This window comes from Streptomyces sp. NPDC086549, assembly GCF_044746205.1.
GTDB lineage: Bacteria > Actinomycetota > Actinomycetes > Streptomycetales > Streptomycetaceae > Streptomyces.
In genome coordinates, this window is sequence record NZ_JBIVBS010000009.1 from 147,489 (window position 1) to 164,351 (window position 16,863).

The 16,863-nt window shown below is 70.0% G+C and carries 13 protein-coding genes; 5 read left to right on the forward strand and 8 right to left on the reverse strand.

Translation table 11 applies throughout. The features are described from left to right. The first annotated feature begins 29 nt into the window (after positions 1 to 29). Complete coding sequence (locus tag ACIPSA_RS27155) at positions 30 to 3,581, forward strand: DUF4082 domain-containing protein (protein WP_402638889.1); 3,552 nt, start codon at positions 30 to 32, stop codon at positions 3,579 to 3,581. A 92-nt stretch (positions 3,582 to 3,673) separates the two neighbouring features. Next, positions 3,674 to 4,720: a glycosyltransferase family 2 protein gene (locus ACIPSA_RS27160; protein WP_402638892.1), complete on the forward strand. Its 1,047-nt coding sequence runs from the start codon at positions 3,674 to 3,676 to the stop codon at positions 4,718 to 4,720. A gap of 20 nt (positions 4,721 to 4,740) precedes the next feature. Here the strand turns inward: ACIPSA_RS27160 and ACIPSA_RS27165 are convergent, their stop codons facing one another. Beyond that, positions 4,741 to 5,421, reverse strand: a complete 681-nt coding sequence (locus ACIPSA_RS27165) for a hypothetical protein (protein ID WP_402638893.1) — start codon at positions 5,419 to 5,421, stop codon at positions 4,741 to 4,743. 68 nt (positions 5,422 to 5,489) lie between these two features. On the opposite strand from ACIPSA_RS27165, the gene ACIPSA_RS27170 reads away from it, so the two are divergent. From ACIPSA_RS27170 to ACIPSA_RS27180, 3 genes are read left to right on the forward strand one after another with little or no spacing between them, the layout of a single operon-like run. Beyond that, positions 5,490 to 7,514: an O-antigen ligase family protein gene (locus ACIPSA_RS27170; protein WP_402638895.1), complete on the forward strand. Its 2,025-nt coding sequence runs from the start codon at positions 5,490 to 5,492 to the stop codon at positions 7,512 to 7,514. After that, on the forward strand, positions 7,511 to 8,416 hold the full coding sequence (locus tag ACIPSA_RS27175; protein WP_402638896.1) for a glycosyltransferase family 2 protein: 906 nt from the start codon (positions 7,511 to 7,513) through the stop codon (positions 8,414 to 8,416). The genes ACIPSA_RS27170 and ACIPSA_RS27175 overlap by 4 nt, the downstream gene beginning before the upstream one ends. A gap of 30 nt (positions 8,417 to 8,446) precedes the next feature. Beyond that, entirely contained in the window at positions 8,447 to 9,562 is a 1,116-nt protein-coding gene (locus ACIPSA_RS27180) for an acyltransferase family protein (RefSeq protein WP_402638897.1), read from the forward strand. 35 nt (positions 9,563 to 9,597) lie between these two features. On the opposite strand, the gene ACIPSA_RS27185 is transcribed toward ACIPSA_RS27180, so the two are convergent. The 7 genes from ACIPSA_RS27185 to wecB form a co-directional block, all read right to left on the reverse strand. After that, the gene (locus tag ACIPSA_RS27185; RefSeq protein ID WP_402638899.1) at positions 9,598 to 10,590 is read right to left on the reverse strand and encodes a class I SAM-dependent methyltransferase; all 993 of its coding nucleotides are present in this window, start codon (positions 10,588 to 10,590) and stop codon (positions 9,598 to 9,600) included. Further along, positions 10,584 to 11,261 (reverse strand): class I SAM-dependent methyltransferase, encoded by a 678-nt coding sequence (locus tag ACIPSA_RS27190; protein ID WP_402638902.1) that lies wholly within the window; start codon positions 11,259 to 11,261, stop codon positions 10,584 to 10,586. Before ACIPSA_RS27190 ends, ACIPSA_RS27185 begins: the two co-directional genes overlap by 7 nt. A 42-nt stretch (positions 11,262 to 11,303) precedes the next feature. Then, positions 11,304 to 12,104, reverse strand: a complete 801-nt coding sequence (locus tag ACIPSA_RS27195) for a glycosyltransferase family 2 protein (RefSeq protein ID WP_402638903.1) — start codon at positions 12,102 to 12,104, stop codon at positions 11,304 to 11,306. 8 nt (positions 12,105 to 12,112) lie between these two features. Further along, positions 12,113 to 12,982: a hypothetical protein gene (locus ACIPSA_RS27200; protein ID WP_402638906.1), complete on the reverse strand. Its 870-nt coding sequence runs from the start codon at positions 12,980 to 12,982 to the stop codon at positions 12,113 to 12,115. Between the two features lie 242 nt (positions 12,983 to 13,224). Next, positions 13,225 to 14,817: a lipopolysaccharide biosynthesis protein gene (locus tag ACIPSA_RS27205; protein ID WP_402638908.1), complete on the reverse strand. Its 1,593-nt coding sequence runs from the start codon at positions 14,815 to 14,817 to the stop codon at positions 13,225 to 13,227. Beyond that, positions 14,780 to 15,640, reverse strand: coding sequence for a chain length determinant protein (locus ACIPSA_RS27210; protein ID WP_402638910.1), 861 nt, complete (start codon positions 15,638 to 15,640; stop codon positions 14,780 to 14,782). The genes ACIPSA_RS27205 and ACIPSA_RS27210 overlap by 38 nt, the downstream gene beginning before the upstream one ends. A 51-nt stretch (positions 15,641 to 15,691) precedes the next feature. After that, a complete protein-coding gene (wecB, locus tag ACIPSA_RS27215) occupies positions 15,692 to 16,861 on the reverse strand; it encodes a non-hydrolyzing UDP-N-acetylglucosamine 2-epimerase (protein ID WP_402638913.1) in 1,170 nt (389 codons plus the stop codon). Positions 16,862 to 16,863 lie beyond the last annotated feature (2 nt).

Genomic DNA, 16,863 nt, shown 5'->3' on the forward strand with positions numbered 1-16,863 from the left:
GGCGCCTCGCCGTCGTAGCAGCCTTGATAATGGCGGTGCTTCCGCTGGCCGGGTCCGCCTCGGCGGCGTCCGATCCGTGCGGGTCGGGCTCGAACCCCATCGTCTGCGAGAACTCCAAGACGGGCAGCCCGAAGTCCGACTGGTTCTCGCCCAACGCCTACGGTGACATCAAGGGTTTCACCACCAAGGAGAGCGTCCAGGCCGGGGACACCGTCCAGTTCAAGGTCCAGTCGAAGTCCCCGTACAACGTCCAGATCTACCGGCTGGGCTGGTACGGCGGTGACGGCGCGCGCCAGATGTCGACCGCGGCCCAGGCGGCGGTGACCTATCCGGCGAACTACACGTCCGCTCCAGCCAGTTGCACCACCAAGAGCGGCACCGGCCTGGTCGACTGCGGCAACTGGCCGGTGACCGCGACCTGGAGCGTGCCCAGCGACGCCGTGTCCGGCCTGTACATCGCGAACCTCACGCAGACCAACGGCGACGGCATGATGCCGTACCCCTTCGTCGTCCGCAACGACTCCAGCACCTCCGACATCGTCATACAGACCAGTGACCAGACCTGGCAGGCCTACAACGACTACGGCGGCCAGGACCTGTACGGCGGCACCGGGCCCGCGCCCGACGGCCGCGCCTACGAGGTCAGCTACAACCGGCCGCTGGACATCGGCGGCGACAACGGCATCTACGGCTCCGAGTTCATGATGCTGTCCTGGCTGGAGCGCAACGGCTACGACGTCAGCTATCTGTCCGGCGTGGACGTGTCGTCGACCAACGGCGCGACCCTGTTGGAGAAGCACAAGGTGTACATGTCGTCCGGCCATGACGAGTACTGGACACAGAGCCAGTACTCCAACGTCCTGGCGGCCAGGAAGGCCGGCGTCCGGGAGGGCTTCTTCAGCGGCAACGAGGTCTTCTGGAAGACCAGGTTCACTCCCAGCATCGACGGCACGAACACGGCCGACCGCACCCTGGTCTGCTACAAGATGACCAAGATGGCGTTCAACAACGGCATCGCCGACCCCAGCGGCACCTGGACCGGCACCTGGATGGATCCGACCAGCACCAACTACGGCCAGACCTACCAGCCGCCGAACATCCTCACCGGCTCCATGTTCCAGGCGAACGGCTACCGCAGTGACGCGATCACCGTGCCCGGCTCGTACGGCAAGAACCGGATCTGGCGCGGCACATCCATCGCCAACCTCACCTCCAGCCAGACCGCGACCTTCCCGACCGGCACGCTCGGTTACGAGTGGGACAGCGACCTCGACAACAGCACCCGACCCGCCGGGGAGATCGACGTGTCGTCCACGACGGTGGACATCACCGACGGCACGTACCGTCTGGACTGGGGCAACCTGTACGGCAACGGTACGGCGACGCACAATCTCGTCGAGTTCCGCGACCAGAACTCCGGGGCCCTGGTGTTCGGGACCGGGACCGTGCAGTGGTCGTGGGGCCTGACCAACGTGCCCACCTACAATCCCGATGACACGGTGGTCACCGAGGACTCCCGGATGCAGCAGGCGACGGTGAACATCCTGGCCGACATGGGGGCCCAGCCGAAGTCCCTGCAGAGCAACCTCGTCGCCGCCACCGCCTCCACCGACACCACCGGTCCGACCGTCACCGTGACCAGCCCGGCCTCCGGGGCCACCGTCCCGGCGCTGAAGCCGGTCACCATCGCCGGTACCGTCGGCGACTCCGGTGGGGGAGTGGTGGCCCGTGTGGAGGTGTCCACCGACGGCGGATCGACCTGGAAGGCCGCCACGGGTCTTTCGTCCTGGAGCTACAGCTGGACACCCACGACACCGGGTTCCGCGTCCATCAAGGTCCGCGCGGTCGACGACAGCGTCAACATCGGCGCCGTCACCACCGTCCCGCTGACAGTCGGCCCCCAGACCTGCCCCTGCACCATCTGGCCGGCCTCGGCCGTGCCCGGCACCGTCAACGCCGGCGACGGCGGCTCGGTGGAGCTCGGCGTCAAGTTCCGTACCACCGTGGCCGGTTCCGTCACCGCCGTCCGCTTCTACAAGTCGCCCGTCAACACCGGCACCCACATCGGCAGCCTGTGGACGGCCTCCGGCACCCGCCTGGCCACCGGCACCTTCACCAACGAGACGGCCTCCGGTTGGCAGCAGCTGAACTTCGCAACCCCGGTGACCGTCAAGGCCAACACCACCTATGTCGCCTCGTACTTCGCCCCCAACGGCGGATACTCCTACGACACCACCTTCGCCAACAGCGATGCCGGCCTGGCCCCGCTGACGGCCCTGAAGACCGGCACCGACGGCGGCAACGGCGTCTATCACTACGGCTCGGCCAGCGCCTTCCCGTCCTCGGCGTCCTCGGGCAGCAACTACTGGGTCGACGTGGTGCTGGACACCTCGACGGCCAGCACGATCGCGCCCACCGTCACCTCGACCTCCCCGACGTCCGGGGCAACCAGCACGTCGATCACGGCACCGGTGTCGGCCACCTTCAGCTCGGCCGTCGACACCGACGGCGTGACGTTCACCCTGAAGGACCCGGACGGCAACACCGTGCCGGGGGCGGTCACCTACCCCGCGTCGAACAAAGCGACCTTCACGCCGTCGACGGAGCTGGAGCTGAACACCAAGTACACCGCGTCCGTCCAGGCCTCCGACGTGTGGGGCAACACCATGACGGACCCGGTGACCTGGTCGTTCACCACCAGTTCCACGCCGCCCTCGGTCACCTGCCCCTGCACGCTGTGGAGTTCCTCCGCCGTGCCGGCCAACACCGACATGACGGCCGACCCCAACTCGGTCGAGCTGGGCACCCGGTTCACGTCCTCGGCGGCCGGCTGGGTCACCGGTGTCACCTTCTACAAGGGCACCGGCAACACGGGCACCCACACCGGCAGCCTGTGGACCGACAACGGCACGCTGCTCGCCAGCGGCACCTTCACCAACGAGACGGCCTCCGGCTGGCAGACGCTGACCTTCGCCACTCCGGTGGCGATCACCGCCGACACCTCGTACGTCGTCTCCTACCACGCGCCGAACGGCAACTACGCGGTGGACGGCGGCTACTTCGCGGCGGCCCACAAGTCCTATCCGCTGACGGCCACGGTCGACACCACCACGCACCACAACGGGCTCTACAAGTACGGCAGCGACTCGGTCTTCCCCAGTGGTTCCTACGGATCCGCGAACTACTGGGTCGGCCCCGTCTTCACCGCCGACAACCCGAACGCGTCCCTGGCGGCGTCGGTCGCCGCCTCGGAGGTGACCGCGTCCACGGTGGCGCACACCGCCGACGCGGCGAGCGCCCTCGTCCTGTCCGTACCGGCCGAGGCGCCGGTGTCGTCCGTCGACGCGAACGTGACCGTCCTGTCGGGCCCTGACGCGGCCGCCGCCAGGAAGCTCCACATCACGGCCGTCGTCTCCTACGACCGGTCGACCCACAAGGCGACCGTCCACCTGTCCGCCCCGTTGCCCGACGGCACCCGGTTCGAGGTCACGATCACGGCCAAGGACAAGCACCACCACACGGTGGAGTCCGACAGCTGGACCCTGACCAGCAAGACGGTCTTCAAGAAGAAAAAGAACTGACACCGAGAAAGAGAACTGACCCGTCCCACACACCGTCGGTGGTCCGCGCCCAGCCGGGCGCGGACCACCGGCGGGGATTGGCTTCCCCACCGATGAGCAGCGTCAGTGTTGTGATCCCCTGCTACAAGTACGGCCATTTCCTCGCCGACTGCGTGAGCAGCGTCCTGGACGAGCAGGACGGCGTTGACGTCCGGGTCCTCATCATCGACGATGCCTCGCCCGACGACTCGGGGGAGGCCGCTCTCAAGCTGGCCGCCTCCGACCCGCGGATCGAGGTCCTCGTCCACGAGACCAACAAGGGCCACATCGCCACCTACAACGAAGGCCTGCTGGAATGGGCCGACGGCGACTACGTGGCCCTCCTGTCCGCCGACGACCGGCTGGTCCCGGGCGCGCTGGTCCGGGCGGCCGCCCTCCTGGACGCCCACCCGGAGGCCGGGTTCGCCTATGGTCGCCCCCTGCGCTTCCAGCACGGCGGTCCGCTGCCCAAGGCCCGTACGCAGAGCACCGGTTCGGTCGTCTATCCCGGCCAGTGGTGGCTGGAGCGGCGCTTTCGTGAGGGCACCGGCTGCATCACCTCGCCGGAGGTCGTCGTCCGCACCGGTCTCCAGCGGAAGGTCGGCGGCTACGACCCCGCCCTGCCCCACGCCGGCGACATCGAGATGTGGATGCGGCTCGCCGCCCACGCCGACGTCGGCTACGTCCGCGGCGCCGACCAGGCCTTCTACCGCGTCCACGGCAAGAACATGTCCACCGTCGACTTCGGCGGTCAGCTCGACGACCTGCGCCAGCGCCTGGTCGCCTACGACTCCGCGCTCGCCAAGTGCGCCGACCGGCTGCCCGACGCCGACCGCCTGGCCGACCAGGTCCACGCCCGCCTCGCCCGCTACGCCCTGCGCCGGGCCTACCGGGCCTACGACCGAGGCCGTACCGGCGTCGTACCGGTCGACGAATGCGTGGCGTTCGCCGAGGAGTGCCTGCCCGGATACGCGGCGCTGCCCGAATACCGCGCGCTGCGGCTGCGCAGACGGATCGGGCCGAAGGCGATGCCGTATCTGCAACCGCTCGTGTGGTCGGCCGTGGCCGAGCGCGGGCGGGAGTGGCTGTGGTGGGAGTCCTGGAAGCGCCGCGGTATCTGATGCGTGATCAGTTCAGTCGTTCAGCCCGCCACCGCGATCCCGTCGGCGTGGCGGACCGGGTCCGGGAGGCCGGCCAGGGGGTCCTTCCTCCTTCTGCGGCGCAGCGCGTACTCGTCGGACCACAGCGCGCCCAGGATCCCGGCGAGGCCGCCCAGCAGCGCCGTACCAGCCAGGGCGCGGCTCCTGGTGCCCTGCACCGGGGCGGCGCTCGGGGCGACCAGGACGGACGCGCTGATCCGGGACGCGGGGGCGATCCCCTGGGCGTCCTGCAGGTCCTTCACGTGCTCGGTGTAGACCTCGATGACCCGGCTGACCGCCGTGTCGGCCTCGACGGCGCCGGCCCGCTGCGCCTGCACCTGCACCGACGGGATCAGATAGCGCGGCGTGGCGCTGGTGCCGCTGTTGCGCGGGATCAGCTGGTACGACCCGTGCACGCCGGCGGCGTCCAGTTCCCTGCGCCCGACGGGCGATTCGAGCTGCTGGATGACCCCGTACGAGAGGGTGGCGAGCGGCGGCTGGAGATTCGTCAGCTGGTTCGGCTGGTTTCCCGTCACGGGCGGCTTGAGGACCACCACCGCCGAGCTCAGGTACTGCGGGGCGGGGTGCAGCACCTTGTAGGCTCCGGCGGCCGTCAGCGCGAGCGCGAGCAGCAGCACGTACCAGCGGCGGAGCAGCGCTTCGGCGACGTCACGAGGCGACACAGGGATTCCTTCCGTCGCCACCGATCCTCGCAGGCGCCGGGGCGAACCGCCACCAAAAGGGAGTTCTCATGAGCCTTGCCGACATCTTGGCGATCATGCGCAGGCGTTGGTACTTCATGGTGCCCCTCACCCTGCTCAGTCTGCTCGCGGGCGGGTATCTGTACCGAACCATCCCGGTGTCCTACGAGTCGCAGAGCTCCGTCACGCTCCTCGACTCCACGGCGATCGCTGAGCTGGCGCCGACCTACGGCAACCCCCTGTCGAACGCGGGCGGTTCGCTGGTCGTCACGGCCGACGTGCTGATCAGAACGCTCCAGTCGAGCGACTCGGCCAAGGAGTTGAGCTCCCGCGGCGTCACGGACCAGTACACGGTCGGTTTCGCGCCGCAGGCGGACAGCCCGCTGCTCACCCTGAGCGTCACCGGAACCGACCGGGCGAAGGTGCTGCGGGAGACCACCACCCTCACCAACTTCACCGGGGAGCAGCTGAAGGCCCTGCAGGCCGCCTCCAAGGTGCCGAAGGTGTACGCGGTGCAGACCGCGCCGGTCGTCCTGCCGCAGACGCCGGTCTCGCAGTCGAAGGGCCGGTACCAGGGCATCGCGGCGGTCCTCATAGTCGGGATGGTCAGCGCGTTCCTGCTGTCCATCCTGGCCGAGGGCATCGCGGTGGTCCGCCGCCGGGGACGTGCCCTGGCCGGATACGTTCCCCGGCGGCATCGGGCCCAGCCCCCTGAGCGGCCCAAGGGCCTGCTGGTGCGCAGGCTCGACGCCACGACGATCCTCACCGGCTATCTGGTGCTGGCCTTCTTCGTCCCGTCGAACCTCACCCTGCCCGCACTGGGCGGTGTCGGCACCCCGGCCAACGTCTTCGCCCTGCTGGGACTTCTCTGGTACCTCGCGACCTGGCTCGGCGGCCGCATCCTGCCGGCGAAGGGCACCAGGCTGCCGCGCGTGGTGATGTGCGTGCTCGCCGCGGCGGTGCTGCTGTCGTACCTCGCGGCCGCGACCCGCGAGAGCTCACACGAGGAGGTCCTGGGGGCCGACCGGGGGCTCATCGGGCTCGGGGTGTGGGTGGCGCTGGTGGTGCTGGCCTCGGCCGGCATCCAGGAGCGCAGCCGGCTGGAGACCCTGATGCGCCGGCTCGTCGTCCTGGGCACGGTGGTCGCCCTGATCGGTTACTACGACTTCTTCGCTGCGACCAACATCGCCGACTCCATCCACATCCCCGGCATGCATTCCAGCACCGCGGGGCTCAGCGCGATGGACCGCGGCTCGTTCACCCGGCCGCGCTCCACCACCGCCCATCCGCTGGAGTTCGGCGGGATGCTCGCCATCCTGGTCCCCTTCGCCGTCCACCAGGCCTTCGACCCGGTACGCCGGCACGCCGGCGCGCTGCGCCGCTGGGGGCCGGTGGCGATCATGGCGGGCGCGCTTCCGCTGACGGTGTCCCGGACCTCCATCATCGGAGCCTTCATCGTGATCCTGGTGATGGTGCCCCGCTGGAAGCCGCAGCGGCGCTGGACCGCGATCGGAATCGTCCTGGGCTCGGTGGCCGGCTTCAAGGTGATCATCCCGGGGCTGATCGGAACCATCACCAACCTGTTCGCCACCTTCCTGTCCAACTCCGACAGCAGCACCCAGGCGCGCACCGTGAAGTACAGCGCGATCGTCCCCTACCTCAGCGAACGCCCCTGGTCCGGAAGGGGATTCGGCACCTTCACGCCCGACCTGTACTTCTTCACCGACAACCAGTACATGCTGACCCTGGCCGAAACGGGCGTCGTGGGGCTGGTCGCGCTGCTCGTCCTGTTCGTCACCGGGATCCACCAAGGCGGTGCCATCCGCCGACTCGCCCGCACCGAGTCGGACCGGGAGCTCGGGCAGGCCTTCCTCGCCTCGGCGCTGGTCGCCCTGGTCATCAGCGCCACCTTCGACGCGCTCAGCTTCCCCATGTACGCCGGGATGTTCTTCCTGACCCTGGGCGCCGGCGGCAGCTACCTCGGCTTCATCCGCCGTGAGGCGGCTGCCGCCACGGTCCCCGCCGCTCGCAAGGCATCCGAAGCCAGGTTGCCCCAACTCGTGGAGTCCCGATGAGCCCCGTCGCCGTCATCGTCGTCACCTGGAACAGCGCCTCGGTGCTCCCCGGGTTCCTGGCCGCGCTTCCCGACGGCATGGCCGGCCTCGACTGGCGGCTGGTCGTCGCGGACAACGACTCCGCCGACGACACCGTCGAGGTGCTGCGGACGCTGGCCCCGGACGCCACGGTCGTCCAGACCGGCCGTAACGCCGGGTACGCGGCCGGGATCAACGCGGCGCTGGGCGCGGCCGGCGCGTACGAGGCCGCTCTCATCTGCAATCCGGACGTCCGGATGCGGCAGGGCTGCGCCAAACGTCTGGTCGACATCCTCGGCGACGGGGTCGGGATCGCCGTACCCCTCCTGTACGAGGAAGGCCGGGACACGCCCCATCGGTCGCTGCGCCGCGAGTCGAGCGTGCTCCGGGCGCTCGGCGAGGCCCTCATCGGCAACACCCGGGCCGGGCGCTTCCCGGCCCTGAGTGAACTGGTCACCGACCCCGCCGCGTATCAGCGGCCCACCCGCGTGGACTGGGCGACCGGCGCGCTGATGGCCATCTCGGCCGACTGCCTGGCCGCGTGCGGCCCGTGGGACGAGTCCTTCTTCCTCTACTCGGAGGAGACCGAGTACTGCCTGCGCGCGCGGGACCGGGGATACGCCACCCAACTGGAGCCGAGGGCCGACGCCGTTCACCTGGGGGGCGACTCCCAGGTATCGCCCCGCCTGTGGACTCTGCTCACCGTCAACCGGGTCCGCCTGTACCGACGTCGGCATGGCCCCCTCGCCACGGCTGCCTTCCGCGCCGCCGTCCTGCTCCGGGAAACGTCACGCGCCGTGCTCGGCCGCCCGGCGAGCCGAGCGGCCGCGGCCGCCCTGGCCCGCCCGGGCGCCTTGCGCAAGGCGCCGGGGCCGTGGGCCTGAGTTTCGACCAGCCCTTGGGAGGGCGCGTTCATGAGTGCAGTTGAGGCCACCGACAGATCAGACAGGCCCGCCCCCGCTGGAACGCGGGCCGACGGATCGAGGCTCCCCTCGCTGACGGGGCTCCGGTTCGTGGCCGCGTTCCTCGTCTTCTGCTTCCACATCTCGATATCGGGGCTGTTGGCTCCGTCGTCGGCGCAGCACGCGTTCGCCCGCACGGCGGGTGCGGGCGCTGTGGGCGTCTCGTTCTTCTTCGTCCTCAGTGGCTTCGTCCTGACGTGGTCGGCCCGGCCGGGAGACACCGCCCGCGCCTTCTGGCGGCGTCGAGCGGCGAAGATCTACCCGAACTACGTCGTGGCCTTCGTCATCTCCGTCGTCGGGCTGTACGCGGCCGGACACACCGTCGGGGTCCTCGTCGGAGCGGCGAACCTGGGGCTCGTCCAGGCATGGTGGCCGGATCCGGGCGTCTACTTCGGTGCGAACTCCGTCAGTTGGTCGCTCGCGTGCGAGGCGTTCTTCTACGCCCTCTTCCCGGCGCTGCTGCCCGTGTTGAGCCGCATCCGTCCGGAGAGGCTGTGGGCGTGCGCCGCGGCGTGCGTGGTGGCCGTGTTCGCGGTGCCCGTGGTGGTGAGGCTCCTGCCTGCCGAGCGGCACTACTGGTTCGTCTACATCTTCCCGCCGGTCCGCCTGCTGGAGTTCCTGCTCGGGATTCTGATGGCGCTCGTCGTGAAGAGCGGGCACTGGCCGCGAATTCCTGTGTGGTCCGTCGCAGTACTTGTCGTCGGCGCGTATGCCGTGACGCCGTACTTCCCGCCGGACGCGGAAACGTCGGCCGTCACCGTGATCCCGTTCGCGTTGCTCATTCCTGCCGTGGCTGTCGCCGACGTCGAGGGGAAGCGGAGCGTGTGGCGGAGCCGGTCCGCGGTGTGGCTGGGCGAGATCTCCTTCGCCTTCTACCTGATCCATCAGTCGGTGATCGTGGATCTGATGCGGGGGCTCGACGCTCAGGGTTCGGCGTCGGCAAAGGCATGGACGCTCACCGTCGGAGCGCTCGCTCTCTCGGTCGCGCTCGCGGGGCTCATGCACCGGTTCGTCGAGGTGCCTGCGATGCGGCGGTTCGGACGCCGGAGAACGCGCCACCCCGCATGAGCGGGGGTGGCCCGTCGACAGCCGCACGAAACGGACTAGCTGTTTTGACCCGCACTCCGCGGCCGGCACACCATCGCGATGAAGTCGTGCCCCACTTCCGGCAGAGCCGCGTCCTCCGCGGCGAAGCACCGCTCCAGCAGCGCCAGTGTCTCCGGCTCCTGGTCACGGAAGTTGTGCGCGATCCCGGAGAACGCGATGTGCAGCACCGTGCCCCCGTACGGCCGTTCCTCGACGACGTCGAAATGGCGCCGCAGGCCCGGCAGCAGCGCCGCCGCGTCGACCGCCTCCGAGGGGTCGTCCAGCACCATCGACAGCCTGCTGGGCCGCACGACACGGCGCTTGATCCGGCCGTCGGCCAGCCGCCGCCGCTCCTCGGGAAGCCGGGCCAGCAGCGCGTTCGCCGCGTCCAGTTGGCCGTCGGTCCACTGGAACCTCGTGGGGCCGACGAACTCGTCGATCACGAACGTCCCGCCGGGCTCGATCAGTTGGGCGAGGCGCGGGAGGGTCTCGGCGAGGTTGTCGAAGTGGTGCAGCGACTGCAGGCCCAGCAGCACGTCGAAACGTTCCCCGTCGGCGGTCATCTGGTTGACGTCGGCGACCCGGAAGCGCAGGACGTCGGCGAGACCGTTCTCGGCGGCGGCGCGGGTGGCGAAGTCGATCCGCTGCTGCGCCACGTCCACGCCATCGAGGAGGGAGAACGCACCGGTCCTCGCCCAGAGCAGCTCGTTCCCGCCGGTGCCGCACCCCAGCGACAGGCCCCGCAGATCGGTGCGCGGTGCGAAGTGCTTGGCGGCCACGAACTGAGGGAACGACGTGTCCGCGTCGCCGGTCATCAGCAGGTTCCACCGCTTGATCACCGCCGGTATCGCCCACCACTCGGTCAGCGACGGATCGACCTGGGACCAGTGCTGGACCACCCGGGCGCCGCCGCGCACCCGGAGCTTGGCCAGCACCGGGTCGAGGTCCAGCTTCCGCACCTTGCGCAGCAGCCGGTCCGCGTCATGTCTGTTGACCAGGTTGTTCAGCATGCGGGCTCCGTTCTCACGGCTATGAGCGACTTCGGGACACCGAGCACCCGCTCGCTGAGGAGTGCCGACCGGGGGAACAGGTAGCGCATCTCGGCGCGCGTCAGCAGCTCGATGTTGATCACGGCGTTCATCGCCGACTCCGGGCTGTCGGGGCGGCTGTGGACGAGCGGCCAGTGCCTCACCAGGCGTGCCCTGGCCGTCAGTGGCAGGAACTGGAAGCCGGGCGCCACGAAGTGCGGTTCGACGGGGAAATAGCGGTACGGCGTCTGGACCCAGTGCAGTGGCGCCAGTTGCTCGACGGCGGACACGAACTTCTGCCGCTGGCTGTGGCCGCCCACGTGCTCGATGGTCGAGTTGGAGAACACCAGGTCGTAGCCGCCCTCGCCGCTCAGTTCGGCGGCGACCGAGGGGTCGGTGACGTCGGCGTTCTCCGCGGTGATCCAGTCGGGCAGTTCGGCGGGGTGTGCCTCAAGGTTGATCAGGTGGACGTGTTTGGCGCGCACCGGTGCGCGCAGCCACATCTCGGCCGTACCGCCCAGGTCCACCACGCTCATGTTCTCGATGCCGGGGAAGCAGCGCCGGAACCGCTCCCAGCGGGCGATGCGGAGCCGTTCGCCCAGCGAGCCGGGCGCGTCGACGAATCTGTTCCTGAGGGCGCGGGATCGTGGCACGGGATCAACCACCTGTTGGTCGGAGCGGAAGGGGAACGGGTCTCAACTGGGCTGTCGCCATTGCGTGTAGAAGCTGGCCGGATTCATCAGGTACCGGACGGTGGGGCGCGGCACATGCAGCACCCGGTACCTGCGGCCGTAGCGGCGGATCAGCTCCCAGTCCTCCCGGGGCAGCACCTCCGGTGTCCGGCGCAGGCGGCTGAAGTGCAGGGAGCGGTTGCGGCGGGCGACGAAGGCGTTGGTGTCCAGGAAGGCCTCGCGGGCGGCCCGGCGCCGGTCGTAGGGGACCGAGAGGACGTCCTGCTCGCTGCCGTCGGGCAGGACGCGGCGCAGTGCCGTGTAGACGCCGTCGGGGCCGCCGGGGGACTCCAGGACCGCCAACGTGCGTTCCAGATGGTCGGGCTCCCACAGGTTGTCGTCGTCCAGGAACGCCACGTACCGCGAGCGGGTGAGGCGGATGCCCACGTTGCGCACGACGCCCGCCACGCCGGTGTTGCGGGTCAGCGAGACGGCGAACAGCCGTGGGTCGTCGGGGAGTCCGGGCAGCCCGGCGCCGTCGTCGACCACGATGACGACCTGGTCGCGCACGGTCTGGTCCAGGGCCGAGCGCACCGCGGCACACAGCGCCTCGGGGCGTCGGTGGGTGGCGATCACCGTGGCCACCAGCGCCGAGGGCGGCGACGGCAGGCCGGCGGCCAGCCGTCGGGTCTCGGCGTCCTCGATCCGGCGCAGCCGCACCGCGGTGGGGGCCAGCAGGACCTTGTTCCTGGCCTCGAAGAGCACCAGCCAGCCGAACAACGCCTTGAGCAGCGTCCAGGGCGCCCGCGCGACACGGCGCGTCATGCCGCCGCTCACGAGGCGGGCTCCGGCCGGACCGGGCGGCCGTCGGACATCCGGTTGTTCCGCCACAGGTTTCCGGTACCGTCCGCGTTCCAGTGGGCGACCGTGCCGTAGCCGCCGGAGGCGGGGTGGTACTCCGTCGAGAAGACGTTGTTCGTGACCGTGATACCGGTGGCGCCCGTGTCACCGCCGTAGAGGGCATAGGCGCCGCCGGCGATCCAGTTGTCGTCGACGGTGACGTTGCGGACCACCCCGCTGTCCGCGAACAGGCCGATGCTTCCCGAGGCCCCCTGCTTGAGGCTCGTCGGGTTGAGCAGGGTGTTGTGGCGGATGGTCAGGTGACCGGTGTTGCCGCCACTGCTGATCACGGCGTTGGTGTGCTGCCACTCGCCGCCCTTGTTGATGAACGGGGCGATGTCGTGGACGTAGTTGTCGTGGATGTCGCCCTGGCCCATGGCCAGGGCGTCGCCGAACACGGAGACGTCGCACCAGCCGACCTCGATGGAGCTGGTCCCCATGTTCGACACCGCGTAGTCCACGCCGCCGTTGTCCGGTCCCTTGCCGGCCACGGCGGTGATGGTGGAGTGCAGAACCCGCAGGCCGTGGTAACCGGCGCGCAGGTTGATGCCCCACCAGTTGTCCGAGGTGATCCTGGTGTCGATGACGGTGACGTCGTTCGCGTAGATGTCGAGCGAACCGGTGATGTCCCAGCCCCGGATGACCATTCCGTTGGTACGGACGGCCATGTAGCCGGTCCTGTGGGGCCTGAGGGGGATGCGGGGGCCGGTGGTGCGGGCGTCCGGGAAGCCGCAGGCGCCGGGCGAGGCGCACGCCGCCTTGGCCGCGGGTTGCCCTGAAGCATCGCTCGTGCCGGCCGTCACGGTGGGCTTCCCCGTCGGGGACGGTGAAGTGGTGGGGCTTCCTGTCGTCTCGCCGGCCGTGGTCGACGGATCGGCGCTCGGCGTCGCCGAGGACCCGCTCGTGGGGCAGGCCGGTGCGTGATGCGGGCAGCCCGGCGACGCGGACTTGTCCGATCCCGAGCAGGCCGTCCCCATGACCGCCAGCAAGGCGGCGAGCAGTAACCTCGCGAGCGAGCTCCGGCTGATACGCCGTGACATCCGGCTCACCTCATGTCCTGTTGGGTGGACCGAACCGGAGCGGACGCCCGGTGCCGGCCGTGGTGGGGCCGGTCGGCCGGGCCGAGGCCTCTCAGGAAGTCGCGGCTGGGCAGTACGCACACCGTGTAGCCGGCCAGGGAGGTGGTTCCGATGGCGAGGAGCGCGAGCCGACCGTCGCCGAACAGGCGCTCCAGGCCGAGGATGATCACCGCCATCACTGCCCCGCCGAGGAAGGGCCACGCGCAGGCCCTGGCGATACGGCCGAGGCCGATGCCGCCATGGTGGAGGGCGATCAGGAAGACGGGCACCACCAGACCGCCGGCGACCAGGACATGGCCCTGGGCCACACCGAGGATGCCGTTCAGGTGGGCGGCGACGAGAAGCACCGGGATCAGGGCCACCAGCCACAGGCCCTGCACCAGGAAGAGCGAACGGCGCTGTCCGATCGCGACCAGACAGTCGTAGGCGAGTTCGCCGCCGATACGGATCAGGCCGAGGGCCATCAGCCAGGGCAGTGCCGCGGCGGCGGGCGTCCACCGGCTCCCGTAGACCAGCCCGATGACCGGCTCCGCGAGGCCGGCCAGCAGTACGCACAGCGGGACGGTGCCGGTGATCAGCACGCCGAGGGCACGGCTGAAGCCCTGGGCGAGCGCCTGCGGAGAGCCGGCCAGGCGTGAGAACCCGGCGAAGGAGACCCGGCGGGCGGCCTCGGAGATGATCCGCACCGGCCAGCCGGAGATGTTGAAGGCGAGCACGTAGAACCCCAGCGACACGTTGCCCAGCGTCGCGCCCACCACCATCGTGTCGACGTTGACCACCGCCAGGGCCAGCATGCTCGCCCCGGCCAGCGGGAGGCCGAATCTCAGCAGTGCCCGGGCCTGCCCGGGGTCCCAGCCGTATTTCAGGGTGCCAGGTGCCGCCAGCGCGCAGCCGATCAGCGTGACGACGTTCCCGACCACGGCGCCCCAGGCGAAGCTCATCGCGCCCCAGCCCGCGAAGGCCAGCAGCAGCGTCACCGCGGTGCCGAGCACGAAGTTGAGCCCGTCGATGATCATCCGCCTGCCCTGGGCGAACTCACGGGTGAGGAAGCCGCCGGGCACCTGCGCCACCCCGTCGATCACCACGCACAGGCACATCACCCGCAGGACGCCCGCGGCGTCCGGCGAGCCGAGCAGGCCGGCCACCGTCGGGGCCGCCGCGAACAGTGCCACGTACAGCAGGCCGCTGGAGAGGGTGCTGAGGGTCAGCACGGTCGGCGCGAACCGTCGTGCGTCCCCCTCCCAGCGCACGATGGCCAGGCCCACGCCCAGCTCGTTCGCGGACAGCAGGACCAGCAACACGGTCTGGGCGATGCCGTACACGCCCCATTCCGCGGGGCCAAGGGCGAAACGCGCCAGCACGATGCCGGTCGCGAAGTTGCCCAGGCGCAGGACGACGGTGTTGATCAGACTCCACCGCGCCGCCGAACGGACCTTGCGGCCGAGGGAGGGAGCAGCGGGGGGTACTACCTGGTCGGCGGGAGGTACCACCGGGTCGGGAGGAGCGGGCGCGTCGCTCGTCTCACCGGTCTCGCTGTCCGGTGCGCGGGCGATGTCCATGAGACGACTCCTCGTCGAGCGGCTCGGCGGCGGACGCCACGGCCATGGCAGGCCGTGGCGCGTCGGTCTCTGCGGCGGCCGGACCGTCCACGGCGGACTGCGACCAGCTCGGCGGCTGCCGGATGGCGAGCGTCTCCTCCACGACCGGTTCCCCGGTCGAGCGGACGGGGGCGGTCGTCTCCTCCTCCGGGTCCGTGGGCCCGGCCTCCGGCTCGGACGTGCGCGATGACCTCCTGCGCGCCTCGACGTAGAAGGCGGCGACCAGGGTGAGCACCAGGCCCAGGGCCCCGGCCATGACCATGTACTCGAGCCGCGTCTTGGTCTGCGCCACCGGGTTCTGCGGCGGCACGATCGTCGTCATACGGATCATGGCCTTCGGGGCGACCGACTGATTCTTCTGGAACTGGTCCAGCCGTTCCTTGGCGTACGCGGTCAGGATCTTGTCCGAGGCCAGGACGGAGGCCTTGTCGGTGCCGGTGATGGTGAGCCACATCAGCGGCCCCTGCGCGTTGTCGGCGAGCTTGGCCTCGAACACGCCCTTGGCACCACGGGCCTTGAGATCCCGCAGCGAGTCGTCGGAGTTCAGGTTGCGGGCCAGGCTGTCGGCCATGCCGGTGAGCGAGGTCTGGCTGCTGAGGAAAGGATTGCCGTCGTAAGCCCGCGTGGCCTTCTGGGAGTTCAGCAGAACCACCGTGCTCTGCGACTGGTACGTGACCGGGACCAGCATCGTCACACCGACGATCAGGCCGGCGGTCAGCAGCAGTCCCGGCAGCAGGACGTACCAGCGCCTGCGCATGACCCGGAAGATCTCAGCGAGATCCATGACGGTCCCCCCTCGCGACCAGACGTTCGACGAGCATATGTTGCAAGCGGATCATATGGGGAAGGTTCGGTCCGTGGGTCTCGGCTGGTCGACGAAGCTCGAAAGGCCGGTCGTTCCGGGCTGGTCGGTCGGTCTCGGCCGGGTGCCCGCGGTGCCTCCCGCCAGCAGCACGTCGGCGATACGGTCGCTCGCGCGGCCGTCCCACAGGTCGGGCCGGCGCGGCGCGGGCGGACTGTTCAGCACCTGGTTGACAGTGGCCACGATCCGCACAGGATCCCGCCCGGCCAGCACGTTCGTGCCTTGCTCGACGGTGACGGGCCGCTCGGTGTTGTCCCGCAGGGTCACACACGGCACGCCCAGCGCGGTGGTCTCCTCCTGCACACCGCCGGAGTCGGTGAGTACGACGCGGGCGGAGTCCTGCAGGGCGATGAAGTCCAGGTATCCGGCGGGCGGTACGAGCCGAATGCCTCCGGGCACGCCGATCTCGGCCAGCCGTCCGGCCGCGCGCGGGTGCACGGGCAGGACGAGCGGGCAGCGGCCGGCGATCTCACCCAGGGCCTTCAGCAGCCCGGTGAGGACCTCCGGGTCGTCCACGTTGGCGGGCCGGTGCAGGGTGACCAGGCCGAACTCGCCTCTGGACAGGGCGTATCGATCAAGGATGTCCGAGGCCTGGGCCCGTTCCAGGTTGGCCAGCAGCGTGTCGATCATGACGTTGCCGACGAGGTGGATCTGGTCGTCCCGGTACCCTTCCGTGCGCAGGTTCTCGGCGGCGTCGGGGGAGGGGGCCAGCAGGTAGTCGCTGACGCGGTCGGTGGCGACGCGGTTGACCTCCTCCGGCATGCTCCAGTCGCGGCTGCGCAGTCCGGCCTCGACGTGGGCCAGCAGCGGTCCGGCCTTGGCGGTGACCAGGGCGCAGGCCAGCGTGGAGTTGATGTCCCCGACCACGACGACGATGTTCGGTGACACCTCGTCGAGGAGCGGCTCGAACGCGGTCATCACGCGTCCGGTCTGCTCGGCGTGGGTGCCGGATCCGACCCCGAGGAAGCGGTCGGGCCGACGGATGCCGAGATCGGCGAAGAACACGTCGTTCATGGCCGGGTCGTAGTGCTGGCCGGTGTGGACGAGGACCACCTCGGCGCCCCGGCGTTCCAGGGCGTCCATGACCGGTTTGATCTTCATGTAGTTGGGTCGCGCCCCGGCGACGCAGACGATGCGCGGCATGG